Origin of the sequence: Nonomuraea sp. NPDC005692 (assembly GCF_040631115.1) — a bacterium.
Classification (GTDB): Bacteria; Actinomycetota; Actinomycetes; order Streptosporangiales; family Streptosporangiaceae; genus Nonomuraea.
Genome location: NZ_JBEXYU010000044.1, coordinates 47,952 through 71,531, shown reverse-complemented (window position 1 = coordinate 71,531; position 23,580 = coordinate 47,952). Strand labels below are relative to the sequence as shown.

The window sequence follows — 23,580 nt, the reverse complement described above, 5'->3', positions numbered from 1 at the left end:
CCTGCCGTTTCCGGACGGCGGGCTCCCACGCGGATCGAAACGCACCTACATCAGGCCGGCACCGGTGCGCTCTTCAGCAGGTCGTCGACCTTACAGGGACTGTAAAAAAAACAACGGTGTAACTCCTGATCAATGAGGAACACCCGATGAGTACTGTGGTCCGAGGCGTCGACGGAGATCGACCGGGAGGAGTCCGCGCCTACCGCAAGTGACCGTGAGCTTCCGTCACTCCGGCATGACGCGAGGTCGAGTGAGAGCAGAGACTGGTGCCGTGCACCATGGCCTCGCCGGCAGTTGTCCTGTCGCACCGATCTCGCTGAACCACTGCAGTCCTTGTGCCGTTGCTCGTTCGAGGTAGATCTGCAGCAGGGTGGCGCATGTACGGGCGTCACTCTCGGCTTGGTGCGCTGTACCGTTGTCGATTCCTTCGTCGGCAGCACAGTCGGCGAGACGACGGGAAGATCCTGGCGCTCCGAAGCGTCGCGCCAGGGTCAGGGTGCACAAGGTCATGAGGTTGTCGGGGGCGTAGCCGGCGCGGGCGAATTCTGCGCTGAGGACTTCGCTGTCGTAGCGGACGTTGTGAGCCACCACGATCGCGCCGTCGAGCATGGCTGCGACGTCTCCGGCGATCTGTGAGAAGTGAGGCGCCGTTGCCAGGTCCTCCTTGGCGAGGCCGTGGATGTGGGTGGGGCCGGGGCTGCGTCCAGGGTTGACCAGGCTGGAGTAGGTGCGGTCTTCGCTGCCGTCGGGGTGAAGGCGGATGACGGTTATCTCGGCGATGCGGGCCTTGCGGGTGTCCAGGCAGGTGGTTTCGAGGTCCACGATGGCGTACGGCAGTGAACCGATGCGGTGTCGCCGTGGCGGTGCGGCAGGCTTGGACGCATCCAGGTTGACCGCCCGGCTGTGCTGGGTGGTGGTTGCGAGAGCATCGATCGACTGCTGAGCTTCGGCGACGTCGAGGCGGCGGGCGTAAGAGAGGGTGAGGAGTTCATCTCCGATGACGTCGTCGTACTTGTCCACGCGTTTGTCGGGGATGAGCGCGGCCAGGGCGAGGGCGTCGGGAACGCCCTCTGCCGCCAGGTCGGACAGGAGGTCCGCGGCGGCCTGCGGGGTGATGTCGCTGATCAGCAGCGCGACTCCGTAGCGGATCACGTCCACGCCGTGGGTGTGCAGGGCCAGGGCAAGGGTGGTCATGATGGCGTCGCCGCGGAAGGGGAACAGTAGGGTGTCGTTGCCGTAGCCGACGAGCGGGGTGTCGTGCAGGCCGAGGCGGCGGTAGGTGGCGCGGCCTTCGGCGAGCAGGCTCCGGGCGGTGGCGTCGAGGTAGGCCGGGACAGTGGTCTGTTCGTACAGGCGCCGCATGGTGGTGCGGATGCGGTCGTGGACGAGGGGGCCGGTGCCGGTGAAGCGGGGCGGGCGTCCTCCGGAGGCGCGGGTGACCTCGATGAGCTTGGCGTGGGTGTCGATCGCCTGGATACGCCAGCGCCGGCCGGCGAAGATCAGCAGGCTGCCTTCAGGAAGCGGTTGTTCGAGGGGCAGGCTGCCGAGCGTGCGGCCGTCGGTGACGATGCGGTATTCGGTGGGGGCGGCGAAGGCGGCGTAGAAGGTGTAGTGGTTGACCAGCCGCTCCCCTGTTTCGGCATGCAGGAGGAGCCCGTCGCTCTCCTGGCGGATGAGGTCGGCGGCAGCGAGGTCGCGCAGTAGTGCGGCGAAGGCGGGGCTGTTGACGACACCGAAGGGGCCTTGCCCGCAGAGGGCGCGGTAGGCGTCAGCCGGGGTGATGCCGCCGTGCTGGGCGATGAGGGACAAGAGCTGCTGGGTGAGCGTGGACAGGTGCAGAGCTGCGGCGGCCGGTGGCTCGTACCAGCGTTGCAGGAGCAGCTCGATGGTGGCGATTGACTGGACGAGCTGGGCGCGAAGTTCGTCGGCCGGATGGATGGTGGGGGTGGCTTCGGGTTCGCTGATGTACAGGCGCAGGATGGCCGGGCCGCCGCGCCGTCCGGAGCGGCCGAGGCGTTGCCGCAGGGCGGCGACGCTGGGTGGGGCGCCGAGCTGTGCGACGGAGGTGACCGAGCCGATGTCGATGCCCATCTCCAGGGTGGAGGTGCAGATGGCGGTGGCCGGGTGGGTGCGGTCCTTGAGACGGGCTTCGGCGTGCTCGCGGATGTCCTTGGACAGGTTGCCGTGGTGGGGCACGAACTCGTCCGGTACGCGGGCGTCCTCGCAGCGGCGGTTGAGCAGGTCGGTGTAGTCCTCGACGGCCGCGCGGGAGTTCGCGAAGACGAGGTTGTGGGAACCGCGCAGCGTGGCGAACAGGTGGTCGGCGATGGCGAGCCGGTCGCCGGTGGCGACATCGTCGGCGGTCACCTCCTCGCCGAGCGCTTCCTGAGCGGCGCGGGCGCGCGGGTCGAGCGTGGGCGCGGTCTGGACGTACCCGCGGATCTGCAGGCGGAGCTCCTGCGCGTCGCTGCTGGAGACGATGACAGTGACGTCGTCGCCGGACCGCGGGCGCAGGTAGTCGGCGGCTTTGCCCATGTCGCCGAGGGTCGCCGACAGGCCGATGCGGGGAATGCGGCGGCGGGCCGCCAGGTCGAGACGGTGCATGAGGGACTGCAACTGGGCGCCGCGTTCGCTGCCGATGAAGGAGTGCAACTCGTCGATGACGAGGTAGCGGGCGGACGCGACCAGGTCGCGGATCTTTTGGCCGCGCAGGACGAACATGGCCTCCAGCGACTCCGGCGTGATCAGCAGGATGCCCCGGGGGCGGTCGAGCAGCTTGCTCTTGGCCGAGGCTGCGACGTCGCCGTGCCAGCGGGAGACCGTGATGCCCAGATGGTCGCAGAGCTGGTCGAGCCGGCCGTACTGGTCGTTGATGAGGGCCTTGAGCGGGCTGATGTAGACGGCGGCGAACCCTGGGGTGTCCGGCTGCTCTGTCAGGACGGAGCAGATCGGCAGGAACGCGGCTTCGGTCTTGCCGGAGGTGGTGGCAGCGGCGATGAGCACGTCCCGGCGGCGGTCAAGGATCGGCGCGACGGCGGCTTCCTGCGCCTCACGCAGTTCGCGCCAGTTCTGCTGCCAGATCCACTGCTGGACCTTGGGGTGCAGGCGTTCGAAGGCTTCAGAGCCGGAAGGAGGCGAGGTCGTCATCGCCGGGCCTTCCGTCGCTGTCTTCCTCGAGTGGTGCCAGGTCGGGGTTGGTGTCCGGTGCGGGCTCCACCGAGGGCAGGATTCGCCGCCAGTCGACGCCGGGGTTCTGCTCCAGCACGGCCAGCAGGTCACAGAACGCCTTGATCGTGGTGCGAGGCGTGCGGAAGTAGGCTTCACCGATGCGGCTGGCGCAGTGATGCATGAAGGCGGCCAGGGCGTCGTCGGCCAGCATATAGCGGGAGGCATCGCCACCGGCTTGGACGTGACGAAGCTTGGCCAGCAGGACGTACAGATCCTCCTGTGTGAGCGTGGCCAGGCGCAGCACAGGGCCGGAGTAGTCGACCAGGTTGGCGGCGGCGAAGGTGTTCTCGGCGAGCCGTGACTGCAGGGCCGGATAGCTGAACAGGCCGCGCCGACTGTCGGCCAGGAATTCCGGAGTGCCACCGAAGACGAATCCGAGGTGGGCGGCAGTGCCCTGGAGCGTGTCGTTGAGGATGCGCAGGATCTGCTCGTAGTTGGAGTTGCGGGCCTGGGTGGAGGCCAGCTTGTAGAGGTTGACCATCTCGTCCAGACACACCAGCAACCCGTCGAATCCGGCGAGCCGTACGAATCGGCTCATGAGCTTCAGATGGTCGTGAACGGTGGTGTCGTCGATGATCGTGCGTACGCCGAGCGCCGAACGCGCCTCGGTCTTGGTGGCGAACTCGGCGCGCAGCCAGCGCACCGCCGCCGACTTGAGCTGCTCGTCGCCGGTGTCGTGGCCGCGCCAGTAGGCGCCGACGACCTCAGCGAAGTCGTAGCCACCGGTCATCTCGCTCAGGTGCGCCAGCCGGCCCCGGATGACCTGAGAGGGGTCGGCTCCCGTCTGCTGGGCCTCGGCCAGCGCGGTGGAGACGAAACGTTCCACCACGCTGCTCAGCGCTCCCCCATCGGGCTTGGCACGAGTGGCCAGGTTGCGCATGAGCTCGGCGTACAGGCTGCGGGCCTGACCGCCGCTGGAGTGCAGGCGCCGGTCCGGGTTGAGGTCGGCGTGCGCCGTGACCAGCTTCTTCTCCATCGCGACGGCACGCACCAGATGGAGGAAGAACGTCTTGCCCGCGCCGAACTCCCCGATCACGAACCGTACCGCCGACCCGCCGTCGGCGATCCGGTCGATGTCGATGACCAGTGCTTTCACCTCGGCCTCGCGGCCGACCTGGATGTGGCGCTGCCCAATGCGCGGTACGACGCCGGCCCGCAAGGACTGCAGCAGGGCGTCACGCTCTCGGGGGCGGATCGTAGTCGATGTCATGTCAGCATCTCTCCCAGCAGGTTCCGGTCGACCCAGATGGGGTCGTCGCCATCCAGTAGCGGCTCGCCTGCCCGCTCGTAGGCGGCCTCGTTGATCCGATCCAGGGCACCGTCCGGCAGGAGTTTCCAACGCGCCGCCAGTTGCTCGAACTGCGCCCGAGAGAGGTGCTCCGCCGAGGCCAGTTCGCGCACAAGCCCGGAATGCTGCCCGTCGAGGCCGGCCACGGGCGGGGCGGCGGGCACCGGCACGGCGGCCGGCGGGGCCTCGTCCTCGGTGAAGATCGAGCCCAGCAGCGCACCGACGCGCGCGGTCTCGGCCAGCTTGGCAGCGATTGCTGCCTCGTCCAGCCGGACGAGGGGCGCAGGGGCCTGTTGCGGGATGACGTAACCACGTTCCGGTTGCGCAGGGCGAACGACGACCGGTTCCGTCGCCGGCTCGGGAGTGGAGGCGGTCGGCAGTAGAACGGGATCGAGCTCCAGCAAGCGGTAAATCTTGGTAAGGGTCTTCACCTCTTCTGGCGAGACATGGCCGTCGGCCGCGGCCACGGCGGTGAGGAATTCCGCCACGTACTGGCGCTGGGCCGTGTCGATGCCCGCGATGCGCCGGGTCAGGCCGGAGAGCTTGACGGGGGTGATGGTCAGCCAGCGCAGGTGCGCGCGCAGGCGCCGCCGTTCGTCGGCGGTCAGGTGCAGTGCCTTCTCCAGATGGTCGCTCAGGTGGCGCTGTTCTGTTTCGTCGAAGTCGCCGTCGGCGGCGCTGACCGCCGCCGCCAGGTGCAGCAGCAACGTCGCGGCCTGGTACGCGTCGGAGGCCGCCGCCGTCGGTCCGTCCGGTGCCGCGAACAGGACCATGGATCCTGAGGTGAGCACTGCCCCACCTAGGCGCGGATCTGGTTCAATGCCGACGCCTGCCCGGCCCAGCACCTGTGCCAGGGCCACGACGTCCTTTTTGATCGGCTTGGCCTCCTGCGGCGAGGAGATGAAGGCCGAGAACTCCCCTACCGGCACGACCGCGAGTTCCTGCGGGCCCAGCCGGTGGTTCGCCCACGCGATTGCCTGCCCGGCGCCGCTGCTGGACAGGTTGACCAGTTCGGCTGGAAGCAGCGCCTGAGCCTGCACCGAGCTCTGCCCGTCGGGCACGCGGCCGAGGTAGCGGCTGTACGCCTCCAGGTCCGTGGTGCACTCGTCAGCCAGTGCGATGAGCTTTCGGGTCGGCGCGGCATAGCTGAGGACGTCGGGGGTGCCGGGCAGGGTCAGCTCGGCGACACCGCGGAAGCCGGCGCTGGCGGGCCGGTAGTCGAGCGTGACCTCCTTGCGGCCTGGCCGCACGACCAGCCCCCGACCGTAGCGGGCGGCGTAGCGCCTCAGGAAGAGTGCGTCGAACTCGGCGGCGCAGCGGGTGGCAGGAGTGCGCGGGTAGTAGTCCGGATGCGAGCGGATCCAGGTCAACGCCCAGCCAGCGGGCACGGGTACGCCTTGCGCCGCGAAGGCTCCCAGACCAGCGCGCAGCCGTAACGGAGTCGGGTGGTCGCGCGTGGGCACCGGTGCCGGATCCCGTTCCGGGGCTCCCGTCGCGAGGATGTCCAGCACCTGCTCGAACTGTCCGGCATAGCGTTTGAAGGCTTTCTGCCCACCGTAGATGGTCAGAAGACGGCGGACCTCCTGATGGATGATCGGCAGTTCGATCGCCGCTGTGGAACGGTCCCACTGGAGGTCGTACAGGACTCGCCGCTCAAGCCCATAGAAGTAGAGGAACACATAGCCGATCGGCGCCTGCGCAAAGCGGCGCCCATCCGCGAGCCAGGCCAGATAGGCGGCCCTCGACTGCGGCGGAATATCGCTGTACGACGGCCAATAGTCCACTCCCCGACCGCCCCAGTCCGGTTGACGCAGGTCGACGGGCAATGCCGGGTTGATCAGCGCCGGGTCCACCCTGAAGCCCGAAGGCGCGGCCAGCTGGGTACCGACGTAAAGGAGTCCGCCGACGATGTTGTAGCCCGCGAGGCTAATCCCCGTTCCTGGGCGCAGCCACGGGTCCGCGACACGGCGCGGGCTTACCGAAGGTGCTGCCGGAGCAGAAGCGTTTAGCGCGTGTCGACCATGCCGGGGGTCCGATGCATGGTGCACGGGCCTCAACGGCGACGCACCTGGTACCGGGGCGGGGTTGCGTCGAAAGCGGTCCAGAAAACTCATGAATCACCTCTGCCAACCCCGTGGGCTCAGCGCTTGCGCCACAGGCAGACGCGGAGCCATCCCCAGCCACGGATGGCACTTTAACCTCCGGCATACCCTACACAGACACGACAGGGCGGCTCGTTATCATTCTGATTCCTCGAGCGATGACTGAAAGGCACATTTCGGCCCGTCCGATTACTAGAAACCATGAAACGCGAGGCTGCATTACATCAGCCGCATATCCACCCCGTGATCCGCACCCCATGTAGCCATTCGAGGTGAATCGCACTTCCCTTTCCAATGCCCTCACCCTTATGGGTAGGCGGCCAGGGTTCCACGCCGGAGCATCATCGAGGCTCAGTCCTCCATGGTCATTCGACGCCAAAGCGGGGCCGGCGTCGACAGGGAGTATTACGATGCTGACGGGCGTCGGCTGACCCTTGGCGAGGTCGTCGACCGTGCATCGCGGCCAAACGGATTCCCGTACTGCGCCGACAAGCTCACTTACAACATTCGAGTCGGGGCAGTCGTCGGTTTCGCGATCTACGGCCCACTGTGTCCCATTTCTACCATCTGACCTCGTATGAGGGATTCCTGGCCACGTTCGGCAGACCCGACCGGGCGCGCAAAGACGAGGCTTACGGCGACCTCATGCGCTTCGACAACTACTACTGGGGCGCGCACAAATACGTGAGGTGGGACGCCTGGGAGCACCGCATGAGCCTGATCAACTTCGAGGTTCCTCCAAGGGAGACGCAGGCCCGGGACCGTGCGCGCCGCCCCAGCGCGGCGTGATCTTGGCTGGCCAGGTGGGATTTCAGGATTCAGACTCGGGTCATGATGGGTCGTCGGCGGGTTCCGGTCGGGCCTGAGGTGTGGGTCGTGTGCCGGGAGATGATCCCGGCCGGGAGCGTGTTCGCGTTCCTGGCCGAACACCGGGGGAGACTGTTCCCGCCGGAGACGTTCGCGGATATGTACGCGCCGGTCAACGGACGTCCGTCGGTGCCGCCGGGGCTGCTGGCCACGGTCGTGGTGCTGCAGGCACTGCATGGGCTGTCGGATGAGGAGTCAGTCGCGGCGTTGCGCTTCGATCTGCGGTGGAAGGCCGATTGCGGGCTCGGGCTGTATGACCAGGGGGTCGATCCGTCGTTGCTGAACTACTTCCGGCGTCGGCTGGCCCGCTCGGTGGACCCGGACCGGATCTTTGCGGCCATGCGCACCGTGGTGGAGCAGACCGGGGTGCTGACCGGCCGGGCCCGGCGGGCGCTGGATTCGGCGGTGCTGCTGGATGCGGTCGCCACCCAGGACACCATCACCCAGCTGATCGCCGCGATCTGCCGGGTGGCCCGCCAGATGCCGGGCGCGAGCGCGCTGGTGGCGGCGCACTGCCACGCTCATGACTACACCGCCCCGGGAAAGCCGAAGATCGCCTGGGACGACGAGGAAGCCAGGAACGCCCTGGTGAGCGGGCTGGTCACCGACGCTCTCACCCTGCTCGATCAGCTCAGTGGCCAGGATCTGGACGAGACAGCCGAGCAGGCGGTCGGCCTGCTGGCCCCCATCGCCGGCCAGGACGTCGAACCAACTGACGACTCCGATGGCACCGACGGACGATGGCGGATCGCCCGCCGAGCCGCACCCGATCGGATCATCTCCACCGTCGATCCCGAGGCCCGTCACATCCACAAGACCCAGCAGCAGCGTGACGACGGCTACAAGGCTCACCTGGCCATCGAGCCGGAGACCGGCCTGTTCACCGACGTCGCCCTGCGGCCCCGGCGCCTCTCACCACGAGGCCGCCATCGCCCCCGGCCTGCTCGCTCACGAGCGCGGCCGGTTGCACGTCCTGACTGATGCCGCCTACGCGCAAGCGGAGTTACGCGCCGCCCTCACCGAGGCCGGGCACCGGCTGCTGATCAAACCGCCCGCACTCAGGCCCGCCGTGATCGGCTGAGTCTGCGGCCTCACCCCCCGCTTGTCGGCCCTGACGAGGTCGCGTCAGCACCTTCGGTTCCGTGTTTCCGAATGTCACCTTCAAGGGCACAAGCATGTGGCTGTTCGGGACGGCTGGCCCATCCAAATGATTCGTGTCTTCCGGCGGCGGGAGGAGAGAGGACGCTTCTGCTGCCGTGCCGTAAGGAGAGGCCATGGAGCGTCCGCCATTCACGATGTTCGCGGGAAGTGACGAGGGATTGGCTGCGCTCGACGAGCTGGTCGGGCGGTCGCTGGCGGCGGTCCGGGCCGGGTTGGCGGAGCGGTCCGGCCCCTTACCCACCGGTGGCCCGCTCCGCGTGGCGGCCGATCCCGAGGTTCTGGACGAGGACGCGTTCCCCGAGGAGGGCGTCGGCGATGTGGCGGCGCTGGAGCCGCTGGCGCGGGCCTTCGCCTGGGGCAGCGTCGACCTCACTCACCCGGCGACCGCAGCGTTCCTGCAGTGCCCCGCCTTGGCGGTGGCGGCGGCCGCCGATTTGGTCGTGAGTGCGTTGAACCAGTCGGTGGACGTCTGGGACAGCGGACCATTCGCGATGGAGCTGGAACAGCGGGTGCTTCGGGCGTTGTGCGACCTGGTCGGACTGCCTGAGGGGTCGGCAGGCGTGATGACACCGGGCGGTTCGATCTCGAATCTGCTGGCGGTCGTGCTGGCCCGGGATGTGGCGGGGTCGCGGCTGAGCGGCCGGGATCTCTCCCACGGAGGACCACGGGAGTCGACGGGACGGCTCCGGGTGGTGTGCTCGCGCGACTCGCATGTGAGCGTGGGACGAGCGGTCGCGGCCGCCGGGCTGGGCGAGGACGGCGCGGTGGTGGCGGAGCCGGATGCCCTGGGTGTGATGGACGCGGCGTCCGTGAAGCGGGCACTCGCCGCGATTCCCGTTGGCGACCTGCCCTGCATGCTGATCGCCAATGCCGGAACGACCGATCTGGGAGCGATCGACCGGCTGGAGGAGCTGTCTGAGCTGGCCGCGCGCCAAGGAATGTGGTTTCACGTGGATGCCGCCTATGGTGGCGGGATGCTCGTGTCGAGCCGGCTGCGAGGTCGGTTCGCGGGCATAGAACGGGCTGACTCGGTGACGATAGACCTGCACAAGATGGCCTGGCACCCGGCGTCGGCGAGTGTGCTGCTGGTACGTAGGGAGGCAGACTTTGCGCCGCTGCACCGGGAGGCTCCGTACCTGAATCCCGCCGACGACGAGTCGGCGGGGCTCCCCAACCGATTGGGCCGGACCCTTGAGACGACCCGGCGAGCCGACGTGCTGAAAGTGGCCGCCGTGTTCCGCGCGGTGGGTCGGCGAGGGTTGGCCGATCTGGTGGACCGCTGCCACGACCTGGCAAGGTACACCGAGAGCTTGATCATCGCACGGACGCGCCTGGAGCTCGCCGCACCGGTCTCCCTCACCCGCGTGGTCTTCCGCTACCTTCCCGGGCGGCCTGAGCAGGCCGACGAGGTGAACGCGGCGCTGCGCCGCCGCCTGCTGAACGAGGGCCGAGCCGTACTTGGCCGTACCAGGCGCGGGGAGCGGATCTTCCTCAAATTCACCATGATCAACCCATTGGCCACCGAGCGTGACATCGATGAGCTGATCGCCGTGGTCGAAGAGGCCGGGAAGGAGGAGGAGCGCCGTGTTCTCCTGGCCTCCCGTTGACATGGCCGCGCTAAGAGAACGTCGCATGGCCCGGGTGGCCATGCTGATGGCGGAGCTCGGCGTCGACCACCTGGTCCTGGGCGGCGCCGATCACATCCGGTATGCCACGGATTTCCGTACCCAGCTCGTGAGCGAAGCCTACGACTGGTACGCGGCAGTCGTGGACGCCTCCGGAGAGGCGGATCTGTTCGTGCCGTACGTGGACGAGCAGGTAGCCCGGCCAGGCGATGTTCCGGAGTGCGTACGGGCTCTGCACCCGTTGCCGTCATGGGCCCCCGCCGCCTGCCATCCCCGCCGCTGGTCGGAGGCGATCGGGAACGAGCTGCGGCGGCGCGGAGCCCGGCTCATCGGCTACGAGGGGGTGGATCCGGCGTTGCTGGGCGGGGCGGGGTCGAACACTCGGCCGGTCGCACGCGAGCTGTTCATCCTGCGGGAGATCAAGGATGCTGACGAGATCTGTCTGCTGGAGGCGGCGAGCAGGGCCAATGAGGCGGCCATCCGGGCGGTGATCGAGGAGGCCCGGCCGGGGATGACCGACCACGAACTGCTCGCCCGCGCCGCCGCAGGCCAGCACACGGCCGGAGCGGAGTTCCTCACCCATGCGGTGTGCAACGTGCGGAAGGTGTCAGGGAGCTGGTTCGCAGACGGCTCCGCCCTCGCCCCGGGGCAGCCCTTCTTCCTCGACATCGGCTGCTACGGGCGCGGAGGTTATGCCTCCGATCTTGCCCGCACAGGCTTCCTCGGCGAGGTGCCGGACGAGGTAAGGCGCGCCTACGACCGATTGCTCGTCGCGCACATGGCCGGGCAGGAGGCGGTGCGCCCCGGGGTGCGCTGCACCACAGTGCATGCGGCGATCAACGACTGCCTCGCTCGTCAAGGTATGCCAGGTACGCCGTACTCGACCGGGCACGGGGTGGGATTGCGCGCGTGCGAACTGCCGACCATCCACCGCGCCGACAGGATGGACGAGGACCGGGTGCTGCGGGCGGGACAGGTCATAGCCCTTGAACCCGAGACGACGGTCGAAGTGGGCGAGCACCTGTTCGTGCTGAAGGTGGAGGACGATTTCGTTGTCGAGGACGGCGGGCTGCGGCCGCTCGCCGCGACGGCATCGGCGCTCAGCTGAGCCATGAACGCGCTGCTCGCTCTGGCCGCCGCCCTCTCCTACGGGGTATCGGACTTCTTGGGTGGGCTGGCCGGCCGGCGTCTGGCTGTGGCCACGACATTGCTCATCGCCCAGGTGACCGCGGGCCTGTTGCTGGTGGTCACCCTCGGGCTCGTCCCTGGCCGGCCGCTCGCCGCCGACCTGGCCTGGGGCGCGGTCGCGGGCCTGCTCGCCGCGACGGGCGGAGCGCTGCTGTACGGCGGACTGGCCCGCGGGCCGATGTCCGTGGTGGCCCCCCTCAGCGCGGTCTGCGTGGCAGGGGTCCCACTGGCCGCGGGACTGGCCCTTGGCGAACGCCCCGGAGCTGAGGGCATGGCCGGAGCCGCGCTGGGATTGGCCGGTGTGGTGCTGGTATCCCGGCCCCCTCCTTCACGGGACGCGGCACGACGGGGCCGGCTCGGGGTGACGGTAGCCATGGCGTTTGGGGCGGGCCTGTCGTTCGGTGCGTTCTTCGTCGTGCTTCCCCACACCCGGCCCCAGGCAGGGTTGGTTCCGCTGCTCGTCTGCTACACGGTCTCCGCGCTGGCATTCGCGGCGGTGCGGCTGCGGCCTTGGCTCGCGCGCGAGCTGCGAGAGCAGCCCGCGGCGGCCGGGTTCGCGGTGGCAGCCGGAGCGCTGGAGGCGCTGGCGCACTGCTGCTACCTGTTCGCGACCCGCAGCGGGCTGCTCAGCATCGCGGCCGTGCTGACCGCCCTGTACCCGGCGGCCACCGTGCTGCTGGCACGCTTCGTCTTGGCCGAACGGTTCAGCCGCATGCAGCGGATCGGGCTGCCAGTGGTCGCTGTGGCGCTGTGCCTACTGGGCTGGGCCAGTCCGGCCGACGGCTGACCGTCGTCGGTCAGGTGACGTGGATCGTCAGCGGCGGCACGGAGTACACGTTGGGCAGCCCCAGAAGGGGAGCGTCCGTGACGACGACCGGTGTGAAGGTCAGGTCAGTGCCTGGAGTGGTCGTCTGAGGCACCGTCACCGACCAGGCCACCGTACGGGTTTCTGCAGCCGGGATCGTGACGAACGTTACTCCGCCCTCGACGCCCTCTGCTGCGCATATGTTCGGCAGGCCGCTGTCGGGCCCCCCGCAGATGGGACTGATGAAGCCGGCGAGCAGCGGCAGGGCGAGGTAGTCGAAGTCCGCCGCCGTGGCGGTGGTGCCGAGCTTGTTGGTATAACGCACGGTCAAGGTGACCACCTCCCCCGGCTCCACGTGCGCGTCGCTCGCGCTGAACCGGAATACGCCGGCGGGGTCCTGCACCGATGGGCCGGTCATGGCTGAGGCCGGGGCGGCGGCGAGTGCGGCCGGAGCACTGAGGAACAGCACGCCGGCGGCGGCCAGCAGAGCCAGCATGAGCCGGCGAAGCGAACAGATCACGACGAGACTCCTTCATCGATCGGAGGTTGAGCAGAAGGCGTCGGCCGGGCCCTCACGCCCGGAGAAGCGCGAAGGCCGGTCGGAGGAATCAGTTTCAGAGGGGCAGGATGGCGAAGGTGACGTTGCCGGAGGCCTTGGTGACTCCCGGTGGGGCGAGGCAGTCCAGAACGTCGGGCGTGGCGATGACGGTGGTCTGGACGACCTTGTGCCCGACATAGCGACCGCTCAGGACGCTGCCGGTGCCGGTGATGGTGACGGTGCCGCCAGCGATGACGCGGACCTCGCTGACGGCCAACGTGCTGGTCTGGCCGTTGTTCCAGGTGATGGTCTGCAAAGCGTTGCCGAAAAGCTGGTTGAGCAGGCAGCTGTTGGTGACGGTGGCGTGCAGTTCGGTGTAGCCGTCGAAGACCTCGGGGTCGCCCAGGCAGGTCGCGTACCCGATCGACGCGGTGAACTGCACGGTTTGCGGGGTCAGGAGCAGGCCGGGGTCGTACTGCTGGTCGACGTTGCCGGTGCACACCATCAGCGGGTCAGCGGCATGCGCCGGCTGGGGCGTGAGCACGGGGACGAGCAGGGCGGCCAGCATCAGCACCAGAGTGGCGACGAGGCGGAAGAGGCGGCCATCGGCTTGGGCTGTGGGACGGAGGGCTGGATTGAGCATGAAGGTTCGCCTTCCTGCGTCGTAGGTGTGGAATCGGCGATGGTTGTGGGGGGCGCCGGAGGCTTGGTCGGTGCGGGGCGGCCGGCGCCTGCCTCGCACCCCCCGGAGGGCGAGCGCAGGATCAGGAAGGGGGACGCGACGCCTCGGTCGCACTTGGGACCCGGCGGGCAGTGGAGTCGTCCATGTGATCTTCGACGGCAGAGCGCTTGCTCAGCTCCGGTCACGGAGACGGCCGGCGTCCTGCGGGTTGTCTCCGTGACCGGATGCGGCTCAGTAGGCGACTCCCATGCTGGCGAAAGTGTTGCTGTAGTCGCAGGTGTTGGCAGTGGGACAGGTCCGGGTGGCGGTGCCGGCTCCACCTGTGAGAGTGGCGCCGGAGATGGCCGTCATGGTCGCGACCATGACGTTGGGAAGCGGGCCGAGGTAGGAGAGGGTGCCGTCGTAGACGACGGTGCGGACCAGGTCGTCATGGGCATCGACGAAGTCGACGGTGTAGGTGGGGATGTTCACCACGACGTTCGCGGCGCTGCCGGTGACGCTGCCTGACGTGGGCCGGACCTCGCCGCGCACGATGCTCGGGTCGGTGACGGACACACAGACATTCCAAGTGCCGTCGCCGACGGCGTGTCCCGAGGCGAAGTTGACGTCGATGTCGTGATGGACGCTCTCGCAGACCACCGCGAACGTGTCCTGGGCGGAGGCGGGTGGGGAAGCAGCCAGGAGGGACGCTGCGCCGAGCGCGGAGATGGCGAACAGCCTACGAATATGCATGGGGGCCCTTTCGAGGGTGCGTGCAGCGTTTGACGAAAAGGAACAGTGATGGCCGGCGAGGTCTCGTCCGAGAGCGCGACGCCCGGCATGTCCTCACTGGGTATCGGTGCCGGTGATGGGGGCAGGACGGCGTGGCGGCCACTACGCCGCATGGATTCGGCGTTGCTCAGAGCAGACGGCACGGTGGCTGCCAGAGCCAGGCTGACTACGAGCCCGGTGAGGAGTCGGCGGATCGCGGACAGGGGCCAGCCACCTCTTCTGTCAGCCGATGTGGCTGGATACCCGAGATTTCGGCGAACGCCCTAGATGGACGTGATCTCTAACGTGACGGTGGAGTAGATGCTGGAGACGGTGCCGAGGCCGGCGGTACACAGCAGTACATCGGCCGAGGGGCCGGTCACGGTTTGCAGGACGCTGTCGCCGGCGAACAGTCCAGAGGTGACCGTGCCGGTGATGGTCACGACCAGGGCCGCGCCCACGATGGTGGTCGTTCTGTTGCCGGACACGGCACTGGTCTGGCCGGTGTTCCAGGTGATGGTGAATGTTGTCGTGCCCGCGCCGAGCAGGTCCAGGCAGGACCGGACGGAGGTGTTCTGGGCTCCGCGCGAGCCGGCGGTGAGGCCGGACACGCTGGTCGACAGACATGGCCCGTATTGCGTCGAGGCGGTCAGGGTGCTCGACTGGGCGGTCGGAGTCAGTGGTGGATCGTAGATGGCGGTGTCACTGCTGGGCGGAGAACAGGTGACGTCCAGGACACCGGCTGAGGCGGCCCCGGGGAGCAGCATGATCCCCGATGCGACCGAGAGCAGAATGGCGAGAATATGCACCAGTCGATACATCGAACGGCGCTCCGTTCGTTCGGGCAGATGAGTCGTCCGCCGAATCGCCAACCGGTCGGCCGCCGGCGTTGTGCCGCCGGTGCCCGAGCCATGGCTTTCAGCCGGGGCGGACGTGCGGGCTGTGACCGCTTATAGCGGAACAGGAGCCCGAAGGTCGGCTTAGTTGTGCCGTTCCAGACGTAAAATGTCGTAGACTGGCTTGCTGTCGACATAGGCGCGCACCTCGACGATGGTATCCCCGTCGAATCTGCATACCCACACGTAGATCTGATCGTATGGCTTTCCGTCCAGCGCGACCGTTCTGCTGGTCATCTCACCGATCGCGATGTCACCGTCGATGTGCACCCCCTCGATATTCATCTGAATACCGTTTTCGGTGAGCGGCGTCAGCCGCTCGTACGTCGCCCGGCGGAAATCCGCCTTGCTGTGGTATTCGCCGGCCAGCGGATGGTTGCCGAGCAGCAGCCACCGCACGTCGTCGGCGACCTGGTCGAAGAATCTGCTCGACGTGTCGGGGCTCTCGAGGTTCCTGAACAGTTCGTTGCGCTTGTCGCGTAGTTCGTCGGGCCGTTGCATGTTGTCTCCTGAGGTCGGCCCCCGGCCCGGCATGCCACCGACGCGTCACGTGGGTCGCATGCCGGGTTCGCCGGGAGGGGTGCTCTAGAACTTGGCCAGGCTGGGCCACTGGTCGAAGCCGCCGGGGCCCAGGACGACGGTGTCGGTGTGGGGTTCACCGCCGGTGACGGAGATGCGCACCCACTGGTTCCCTGAGAACACCCAGAACTGGCTGTGCTCATTGGGGACCGGGATGACCGCGTCGACATGGTCGAAGCCCTGCAGGCTGGGCCATTCGTCGAAGCCGCCCGGACCGCGCACGACCTCGTCGCCGTGCGGCTGGCCGTCCTTCAGGGCGATCCGCACCCAGTGGTTCCCGGAGAACAGCCAGAACTGGCCGTACTGGTCGGGGACGGGAATCGCGGCGTCGATCTTCTCGAAGCCCTGCAGGCTGGGCCACTGGTCGAAGCCGCCGGGGCCCAGGACGACGGTGTCGGTGTGGGGTTCACCGCCGGTGACGGAGATGCGCACCCACTGGTTCCCTGAGAACACCCAGAACTGGCTGTGCTCATTGGGGACCGGGATGACCGCGTCGACATGGTCGAAGCCCTGCAGGCTGGGCCATTCGTCGAAGCCGCCCGGACCGCGCACGACCTCGTCGCCGTGCGGCTGGCCGTCCTTCAGGGCGATCCGCACCCAGTGGTTCCCGGAGAACACCCAGAACTGGCCGTACTGATCGGGGACGGGAATCGCGGCGTCGATTTTGTTGGCCATTTCTTCCCCTTCTCTTCTCGATCGCCCGCCGATTTATGCGGGTTACCCTCATCGTATCCGGAGAATCCCATCGACCAATGCCTGCCGACCTTTTTTGATTTGCTATTTTGCCGAAATGTCAGCGGAAAATCAGCGGAGTCCGCGGAGAACGATTCCCAGAGCGTCATGTGGCGCCGTGAAGCAGTAGAAATGGTCTCCCGGAAGGATGGCGACCTCGAAATCCCCGGCAGTATGCCGTTTCCATTCCGGCGCCCACCTGCTGTCCATGTCCGGGTCGGCCGCACCATGCATCGCGGTGACCGGAGCGGTCAATCGGGCCATGGTCGGGTCGCGGTAGGAGCAGAGCATCGCCAGGTCGGCGTCGAGTGTCTCCGTGGCGAGATCCGCGAGCTGTTCGCGTTCGCCCTCCTCTGGTCCCCCGGGCAGCCAGCGGACCCGGGTGTCCGAGCGTTCTGCCGTGGTCACGGCGGCTATCCGGGCCGGCGGTGGGCTGCTGGAGACGAAGAGGTGCTGGGGAGCCGCGTGGCCGAGGCGCCGCAGCGCGTGGCACGTCTCGTACGCCAGTATCGCGCCCATGCTGTGCCCGAACAGTCTGTATGGCTGGTCGGTCACCCATTGCAAGGCGAAGGCGATGTGCTGGGCCATGGTCAGCACATCTTCGGCCGGTGGTTCGCCGAGGCGGTCTTCCCTGCCCGGATAGGCCACGCCCCAGAGTTCGCATCCAGAGGGGAGATGCGGCAGCCAGTTGCGAAAGGCGCTGGCACCGGCACCGGCGTGCGGAAGGCAGAGCAGTCTGGTCGAGATCGCGCCGCGACCGCCCAGCCTTCTCAGCCACTGCCCTGCGGGACCTCGCCCGTTCGGGCTGATCGGCGACTCGGTCACTACCGCTCTCCGAGGTACGACCCGCTCCGGGTCACCAGCTCGGCCATACCCGCCACCGTGGCTGCCTGCAGCAGGGCACGGAAGGGGATCTCGCGCCCGAAGCGGACACCGACGGCCGTCGAGAGACGCATCGCTCGCAGGCTGTCGCCGCCCAGGTCGAAGAAGCGGTCATGGCGTGAGGTCACCGGGCGGCCAAGGATGCGCGACCACTCCTCGGCCAACGTTTCTTCCGTACGGCCCTGGGGTGGTTCCGCGGGCGCGGTCGGCGCCTCTGGCGCCCCCCAGGCCGCCAGCGCCTGACGATCCACCTTGCCATTGCTGCCGAGCGGGAATTCGGGCAGCACCAGGTAGTGCGCCGGCCACGCGTACTGGGGCAGGCGGCTCTCGGTGTGCCGCTTGATCTCTGCGATGTCCATGGTCTCGCCTGCCGGCAGCAGGTAGGCGATCAGACGTCGGCTTCCACCCAGACCGGCGGCCACTGCAACGGCACGCGCGATGGCTGGGTGCGCTGCCAGAACTGCTTCGATCTCACCGAGCTCGATGCGGAAGCCATTGATCTTCACCTGGTGGTCGGCGCGTCCTTGGAACTCCAGGAGGCCGTCAGGCCAGTACCGGCCCAGGTCTCCCGTCCGATACCAGGGTTGCCCGCCATGCTCGACGAAACGCTCCGCCGTACGGGAGGGATCATTTCGGTAGCCGCGAGCGACCCCTGCCCCGCCGATCCACATCTCCCCCGTGACCCACTCGGGCCGGTCCCGGCCCTGCTCGTCAACTACGCGATATCGCTGGTTGCCCAACGGGCGGCCGTAGGGAATGGACGGCCATTGGGGATCGACGCGATCCACCTGGAAGTAGTTCGAGTAGATCGCTCCTTCGGTGGCGCCACCGCAGCCGACGAACACGCAGCCGGGGACAAGCGCGTGCAGTCGGCCAGGAAGGTCCATGCTGATCCAGTCGCCGCCGGTGAGCACCAATCGCAGGCTGCTGGGTGCCTGCCCCGTTTCTTCCGCGGTCGTGATGAGCATGTCCAGCAGTACCGGCACCGAGTCCCACACGGTGACGGAGTGGTCGCGGAGCAGTCTCACCCACGCCTGCGGCTCGCGTGCCGATTCGGCGCCGGGGATCACCACGGCGCCACCGGCCATGAGCGGACCGAAGATCTCGTACACGGACAGATCGAAGTCCAGTGCGGAGATGGCGATTCCGCGGTCGGAAGCGTCGACAGACCACCGGTCGTTGATGTCCTCCACCGTGTTGACCGCCGACCGGTGTGAGATTTCTACGCCTTTCGGCGAACCTGTCGAGCCTGAGGTGAAAATGATGTAGGCCAACGAGGAGGCCGGGACGGCGACGGGACGGACCAGCGGCTGGGCGGCGGCGGCCTGTTCCAGCGTCACCTGCCCCGGTGCGGTACGGTCGCCGATCGTCAGGCGCACGCCGGCGGTGCGCCGGATGGCCTCGTGGCGTCGGCTGGGCTGATCCGGACCGATCGGGACGTAACATGCACCCGCCGCCAGGATTCCGAGTACGGCGGCGATCTGGTCGATGACGTCCGCAAGGGAGACAGCGACCGGCTCGCCCGCGCGGACGCCCCTCGAACGTAGCAGGCCGGCCACTCGAAGCGCACGATCGGCCAGGGTGCCCCGGGAGACGATGGACCGCTCACCGATCAGCGCCGGCTCGTCCGGATCTGACGCGGCCAGCGCGAAGAAGCGCTCGTGCAGAAGCCACCCGCTCTCCGCTCGCCGGGTGTCGTTGACCAGGGCCCTGGTACGCCGCTGCGCCGCAGGCAGGTGGACCGGAGGCTTGTCGTCCCAGTTCGACGTGGCGAAGGCGGCCAGGACGTCGCCGCAGTACTCGGTCATCCCGTCGAGCATGCCGGGCGGGAAGATCTCCTCGGCCGCGTCCCAGGACAGCCGCACCCCGCCGTCCTCCTGTTGGGCCAGGCAGTCGAGCCACACCTGCGATGTCTGGGTGATCATGCAAGAGAGTCGCCCGAAGCAGCGTTGGGCCCGGTCGGGGATCAGGTCGACGTCGAGCAGGTCGGTGAAGACCACTCCGACTGGCGACACCGTTTCGTGCCGCTCACGCCATAGACGCCGCAGGGCCGCGGGAGCCGGTGCAAGGCGTGGCGACATCGCCGCGAGACGGCCCTGGTGTGTGATCTGCGCCAGTTGGCGGAGACTGACAGCGCTGTTCGGGGCGATGCTGAGCAAGTTCAGGCGGGTGAAGTCCCCCACGATGCGTTGAGCGTCGGGATGCGTCGCCGAGCGATCGAACGACGGCAGATTGAGCAGGAAATCCGGGCTTTGGCTCCACCGCCCCAGGGTGTGGGCGTAGGCAGCTAGCAGCACGGACCCCCCGCTCAGGCCCTCCGCGCGCGCCTTCCGCGTGATCTGCTCCCACAGCGCGGGAGAAAGCGTCATGTCCCGACGGGTGAAGCGGGCTCCGGAAACGCTCAGGGGAGCCTTGAGCAAGGCAAATTGGGGCGGCTGCAGGCTGCGCCCCTTGGTCAGACGCTCCCACCCGCGAATATCCGGTTCGGCAGGCTCAGGGTTCGCTTCCCGGTAGGCGGTGAAGTCGTAGTGCAGCGGAGGGAGGGTCCCGTCCGCGAGGTAGAGGTCGGTGAGATCGGCCAGCAGGATGCCGAGGCTCGGCGGGTCCGCGGCGAGCAGGTCCACATCCAGATGCAGTCGTGTGGCGCCGCCCGGCAGGAGCGACAGCCGTATGTCCATGACCTGGCCGCGATCCACCTCCAAAATCTGGGACGTCATGTGATCACGGACGTCGTCCGGGCGTGCCGTGCGTACTGTCGTCAGCCGCCCGACCGGCCCTTCCAGCGGCGTGCCGTGATCGGCCTCGTGGGAGAAGGCCGTGCGGAGCAGGGGATGCCGAGCCTGCAGGCGGATCAGAGCGGCGTCCAACCGCTCCGGTTCCACCCCGTGCCCGTCGAACTCGACGTACATGTGGCAGCCCACACCGCCGGCGGGCTCATCCACGCGGCGGCCCAGCACGTAGGACTGCTGGACTGATGTCAGTGGAAAGGGCTTCGTGGAGACGAACCGATCGCTGGGCGGGGTGACGCTGTGGCTGCGTGACATGGGATGTCCTCCTCTCTGGTCTGCTTCTACGTCAGCCCTGACGTGCTCGGCGCGTGGCCTCCGCGATGATGGCGATGCCTTCTCGCGCCTCCTGCTCGTCGAGGGTCAACGGAGGCATGATCCGGACACAGTTGTGGAACGTTCCGCCAGATCCCACCAGGAGCCCTCGTTCCCGGCAGTGCTCCTGAATGTCCGTCGCCATCTCAGGAGCCGGGCGCGTCGTCCCTGGATGGGTGTATTCGACGGCCTGCAACAGCCCCATCCCGCGGACCTCGCACACCCAGGGCTCGTCCTTGAGCTCCTGGCGCAGCCCCTCCAGCAGAAGGGCACCGGTTCTCCCCGCGCGGGCCGGCAGGTCGTGCGCGTCGATGTAGTCGAGTGTGGCGTGGGCCGCGGCGGTGGACAGGGGGTTGCCACCGAAGGAAGAGATCGACTGTGCGTCGTATGCCGACATGATGTCCTTGCGGGCGACCACACCGCCCATCGTCAGGCCGTTTCCGACGCCTTTGGCGAAGGTCAATATGTCGGGTTCGATCCCGTACCACTGATATCCCCAATAGCGGCCGGTCCGTCCCCATCCGGTCTGGACCTCGTCGGAGATCATCAGGATGTCGTTTTGCTTGCATACCTCCTGGTAAGCGGCTAGTTGGCCGGGTGCGGGGGGAATCGCACCGGCGATACCTTGGACCGGTTCGACGATCATGGCGGCCGTGCCCTGCGGCGTGGCGGTGTTGATCAGCTCCTCAAGGTCCTCGACGCATGCGCGCACATACTGCGAGTCGTCGAACGCTTCCATGCCTCCGTGTTTACGCTCGCCGCTACGCGCGAAGGCGACTCGAAGGGGAGACAGCCCTTGCGATTGCCAAGACCGATCGCCGGTGGACGACAATCCACCGAACGTACGTCCGTGGTAGGCGTACCGGAGCGCGATGATCTGCTGGCTCTGCCGGTAGTGCGTGGCGAGAAGCAGCGCGGTCTCCACCGCCTCACTACCGGAGCAGGTGAAGAAGACCATGGCGTCAGGGATGCCGGACAGAGCCGCGATCCGCTCGGCGACTTCTATCTGAGCACGGATCAGATAGAAGGTGGAGGTGTGCACGACCCCGGTGCGCAGCTGTGTTTCCAGGGCTTCGCGGAGCTCGGGGACGTTGTACCCGAGGATATTGGTGGAAATGCCCGAGTAGAAGTCGAGGTAGTCGTTCCCGTCCGAGTCGGTGACCCGACGCCCTCTGCCCTCGACGATCTCCAGAGGGTTCTGGTAAAAGAGCGGAACCCAGGGCGGCAGCACCGCGCGGTGGCGTCTGAGCAGGTTCTCGTTGCTGGGGCTGTGCGATTCCATGCTACGGAGTCCTTTCGCGTGCGCGGTCCTGACGCCGCAGCGCATCACGGAGCAGGTCGAAATTGCTGCGAGCGGCTTCCAGGTTGTTGCTTGCTGTGGTGATCGTCCTGTCCAGCAGTTCGGGCGTGCGATCGGCGTGATTGATGACGTTGAGCAGGTTTGCGGCCACGAGCATGGCCGGTCCGGCGACCTCGACGAACATCCGGTCGTGAACGGCAAGCGCCTCCGGCAGCTCGAGGGCGGTGCGGTTGAGCCGGTCATTGAGCATGACCGCCCACCATCGCGCGGCAGCCTGCCCGTCGTGTCCGGCCAGCTCGAGCAGCATGGCCAGATAACCCGTCCCCACGTCGCGCAGCCGGCTGAGTCGTAAGTCCTGGCAGGCGGCCTCGACGGCCGCCAGCAGTGCGCCGAGCAGGTATGCATCCGTGGGGATGCCGTCTCCTCTCTCGCACACACTTGCGTGGCCCAGTTCTGCCAGTGCGGAGGAGGCCTGTTCCGTCGTGATCAACAGCCCTTGGTCGTGCTCTCCCATCGGGACCTCGCCCTTCTGTCGGTGGGTAACGAAGCCGCCTCTGAACGAGGCGCTCAAGCCTGGGAACGGTTGAGAATGTGGAGCATCTGCCTTTCGAGCGCGGGCGACGGCGACAGGCCGGCTTCTCTGGCGAGAGCCACTCGGGCAAGGTGGTAGATGCCCAGCGCGTCCGCCGGGCGGCCCGCCCGGCAGAGGGCGGACATGAGCTGGGAGTAGAGCCGTTCCTCCAGCGGATTCCGCAGCACCAGTGCCTCGAGCTGAGGAATGATCTCGATGTGACGGCCCATGTCGAGACTGATCTCAACAAAGCTGGCAGTCATCAGCATCCGTTGACGCTCCAACCGCTGAGCGGCCTGATCTCTCATCGGAGCGGACGGCACGTTCTGCAGCGCCGGGCCGCGCCACAGTTCGAGCGCCTGGCGGAGCAGTGCCATCGCATCCTTCGGACTGGTGGACAGCAGAGCACTGGCCTTCGCACAAAGTTCATCAAACCGAACGGAGTCGATATGGTCGCCCGAGACCAGCAACGCGTATCCCGGAAACCGAGTCTGCAGTTCTATCGGCACTCCGGAGTCGGCACACCACCGCTTCACGGTGTGCCGCAGTCGAGATACATGCGCGTGCAGGGCGTTCTCCGCATGATCCGGTGGATCACCCCGCCAAAGCTCGACGATGAGATCATCCACGGACACCACCTCACCGTGTTTGAGGAGCAGAACGACAAGCAGACTGCGCCTCTTCCGGCCGGTGATCTCAAATCGATCGCCGTTCAGGCTGACTTCCACGAGCCCCAGCAAGTCAAACGAGATCATTTCGGCCCTCATCTCAAATGATTCATTTCGCCAAAGCGGGGAGAGAAGATAAAAGATCATTCGGCGGAGTCGCGCCGGGAGCGCGCTTCACAATACTCTGCAAACTCTTCTGATCAATGGCCCTTGTCTTTGAGCGTCGCAACCGTCTCCGACTTCTTCGGAGCTCCCGGCCTACCCACTGTCGATGACATGGAGGTGACACAGCGCTGACGCGACTCTGACATCGCCGACCGCATGGTTTGCCGCCCTACGGCCGCCCTCGAGCCCGCGCGCGCCGCGTTCCCCCTCCTAACAGCAAGCGCCCGAGAGAAGCCCGGTAACAGCGCTGATCGATTTGCGAGTATTGAGTTGAGTGAGCCCTTCTAGCCACGGGCCTGGCCCCCAAAAGATTCGAGGGCACAGTGCCGGAGAACGTTGTTCGGCGCGAAGGTGAGGGTAGGGCGGAGAGCCCGTACAACATGCGTATCGTGCTCATCATCTGCCCCTCTGTTGTGCTCACTGCCCCGGACCAGTGAGCACAACAGCCTCAC

At 67.4% G+C, this 23,580-nt stretch carries 19 protein-coding genes; 5 read left to right on the top strand and 14 right to left on the bottom strand.

The features are described 5' to 3' along the window. Window positions 1-225 precede the first annotated feature (225 nt). Genes ABZ459_RS47615 through ABZ459_RS47605 form a run of 3 tightly spaced genes read right to left on the bottom strand, consistent with a single transcriptional unit; the run spans window position 226 to window position 6,630 of the window. Complete coding sequence (locus tag ABZ459_RS47615; RefSeq protein WP_357986372.1) at window positions 226-3,147, bottom strand: DEAD/DEAH box helicase; 2,922 nt, start codon at window positions 3,145-3,147, stop codon at window positions 226-228. After that, on the bottom strand, window positions 3,119-4,438 hold the full coding sequence (locus ABZ459_RS47610; RefSeq protein WP_357986369.1) for an ATP-binding protein: 1,320 nt from the start codon (window positions 4,436-4,438) through the stop codon (window positions 3,119-3,121). Before ABZ459_RS47610 ends, ABZ459_RS47615 begins: the two co-directional genes overlap by 29 nt. Continuing rightward, window positions 4,435-6,630: a TerB N-terminal domain-containing protein gene (locus ABZ459_RS47605; RefSeq protein WP_357986366.1), complete on the bottom strand. Its 2,196-nt coding sequence runs from the start codon at window positions 6,628-6,630 to the stop codon at window positions 4,435-4,437. The genes ABZ459_RS47610 and ABZ459_RS47605 overlap by 4 nt, the downstream gene beginning before the upstream one ends. A 537-nt stretch (window positions 6,631-7,167) precedes the next feature. Between ABZ459_RS47605 and ABZ459_RS47600 the strand changes: the two genes are divergently transcribed. From ABZ459_RS47600 to ABZ459_RS47580, 5 genes are all read left to right on the top strand, one after another. Further along, a complete protein-coding gene (locus tag ABZ459_RS47600; RefSeq protein WP_357986363.1) occupies window positions 7,168-7,407 on the top strand; it encodes a hypothetical protein in 240 nt (79 codons plus the stop codon). 87 nt (window positions 7,408-7,494) lie between these two features. Next, window positions 7,495-8,466, top strand: coding sequence for a transposase (locus tag ABZ459_RS47595; protein ID WP_357986360.1), 972 nt, complete (start codon window positions 7,495-7,497; stop codon window positions 8,464-8,466). Window positions 8,467-8,759: 293 nt separating this feature from the next. Further along, complete coding sequence (locus ABZ459_RS47590) at window positions 8,760-10,253, top strand: pyridoxal-dependent decarboxylase (protein WP_357986357.1); 1,494 nt, start codon at window positions 8,760-8,762, stop codon at window positions 10,251-10,253. A gap of 25 nt (window positions 10,254-10,278) precedes the next feature. Continuing rightward, a complete protein-coding gene (locus ABZ459_RS47585; RefSeq protein ID WP_357986355.1) occupies window positions 10,279-11,379 on the top strand; it encodes a M24 family metallopeptidase in 1,101 nt (366 codons plus the stop codon). A 3-nt stretch (window positions 11,380-11,382) separates the two neighbouring features. Continuing rightward, a complete protein-coding gene (locus ABZ459_RS47580; RefSeq protein ID WP_357986352.1) occupies window positions 11,383-12,246 on the top strand; it encodes an EamA family transporter in 864 nt (287 codons plus the stop codon). A 10-nt stretch (window positions 12,247-12,256) separates the two neighbouring features. Here ABZ459_RS47580 and ABZ459_RS47575 read toward each other — a convergent pair whose 3' ends face one another. The 11 genes from ABZ459_RS47575 to ABZ459_RS47525 form a co-directional block, all read right to left on the bottom strand. Then, entirely contained in the window at window positions 12,257-12,784 is a 528-nt protein-coding gene (locus tag ABZ459_RS47575; protein ID WP_357986349.1) for a hypothetical protein, read from the bottom strand. A 94-nt stretch (window positions 12,785-12,878) separates the two neighbouring features. Further along, window positions 12,879-13,445 (bottom strand): hypothetical protein, encoded by a 567-nt coding sequence (locus tag ABZ459_RS47570; RefSeq protein WP_357986346.1) that lies wholly within the window; start codon window positions 13,443-13,445, stop codon window positions 12,879-12,881. Between the two features lie 270 nt (window positions 13,446-13,715). Continuing rightward, on the bottom strand, window positions 13,716-14,216 hold the full coding sequence (locus ABZ459_RS47565) for a hypothetical protein (protein WP_357986343.1): 501 nt from the start codon (window positions 14,214-14,216) through the stop codon (window positions 13,716-13,718). 302 nt (window positions 14,217-14,518) lie between these two features. Then, window positions 14,519-15,055 carry a hypothetical protein gene (locus ABZ459_RS47560; protein WP_357986340.1) on the bottom strand — a complete coding sequence of 179 codons (537 nt, stop codon included), beginning with the start codon at window positions 15,053-15,055 and terminating at the stop codon, window positions 14,519-14,521. A gap of 159 nt (window positions 15,056-15,214) precedes the next feature. Then, window positions 15,215-15,631, bottom strand: a complete 417-nt coding sequence (locus ABZ459_RS47555) for a nuclear transport factor 2 family protein (RefSeq protein ID WP_357986337.1) — start codon at window positions 15,629-15,631, stop codon at window positions 15,215-15,217. 84 nt (window positions 15,632-15,715) lie between these two features. Next, entirely contained in the window at window positions 15,716-16,384 is a 669-nt protein-coding gene (locus tag ABZ459_RS47550; protein ID WP_357986334.1) for a hypothetical protein, read from the bottom strand. A 129-nt stretch (window positions 16,385-16,513) separates the two neighbouring features. Beyond that, window positions 16,514-17,266 carry an alpha/beta fold hydrolase gene (locus ABZ459_RS47545; RefSeq protein ID WP_357986331.1) on the bottom strand — a complete coding sequence of 251 codons (753 nt, stop codon included), beginning with the start codon at window positions 17,264-17,266 and terminating at the stop codon, window positions 16,514-16,516. Next, window positions 17,266-20,367: an amino acid adenylation domain-containing protein gene (locus tag ABZ459_RS47540; protein WP_357986328.1), complete on the bottom strand. Its 3,102-nt coding sequence runs from the start codon at window positions 20,365-20,367 to the stop codon at window positions 17,266-17,268. The genes ABZ459_RS47545 and ABZ459_RS47540 overlap by 1 nt, the downstream gene beginning before the upstream one ends. A gap of 31 nt (window positions 20,368-20,398) precedes the next feature. Next, the gene (locus ABZ459_RS47535) at window positions 20,399-21,706 is read right to left on the bottom strand and encodes an aspartate aminotransferase family protein (RefSeq protein WP_357986325.1); all 1,308 of its coding nucleotides are present in this window, start codon (window positions 21,704-21,706) and stop codon (window positions 20,399-20,401) included. A gap of 1 nt (window position 21,707) precedes the next feature. After that, window positions 21,708-22,295, bottom strand: coding sequence for a hypothetical protein (locus ABZ459_RS47530; RefSeq protein WP_357986322.1), 588 nt, complete (start codon window positions 22,293-22,295; stop codon window positions 21,708-21,710). Beyond that, window positions 22,292-23,050 carry a BTAD domain-containing putative transcriptional regulator gene (locus tag ABZ459_RS47525; RefSeq protein WP_357986319.1) on the bottom strand — a complete coding sequence of 253 codons (759 nt, stop codon included), beginning with the start codon at window positions 23,048-23,050 and terminating at the stop codon, window positions 22,292-22,294. The genes ABZ459_RS47530 and ABZ459_RS47525 overlap by 4 nt, the downstream gene beginning before the upstream one ends. Between the last annotated feature and the right edge of the window lie 530 nt (window positions 23,051-23,580).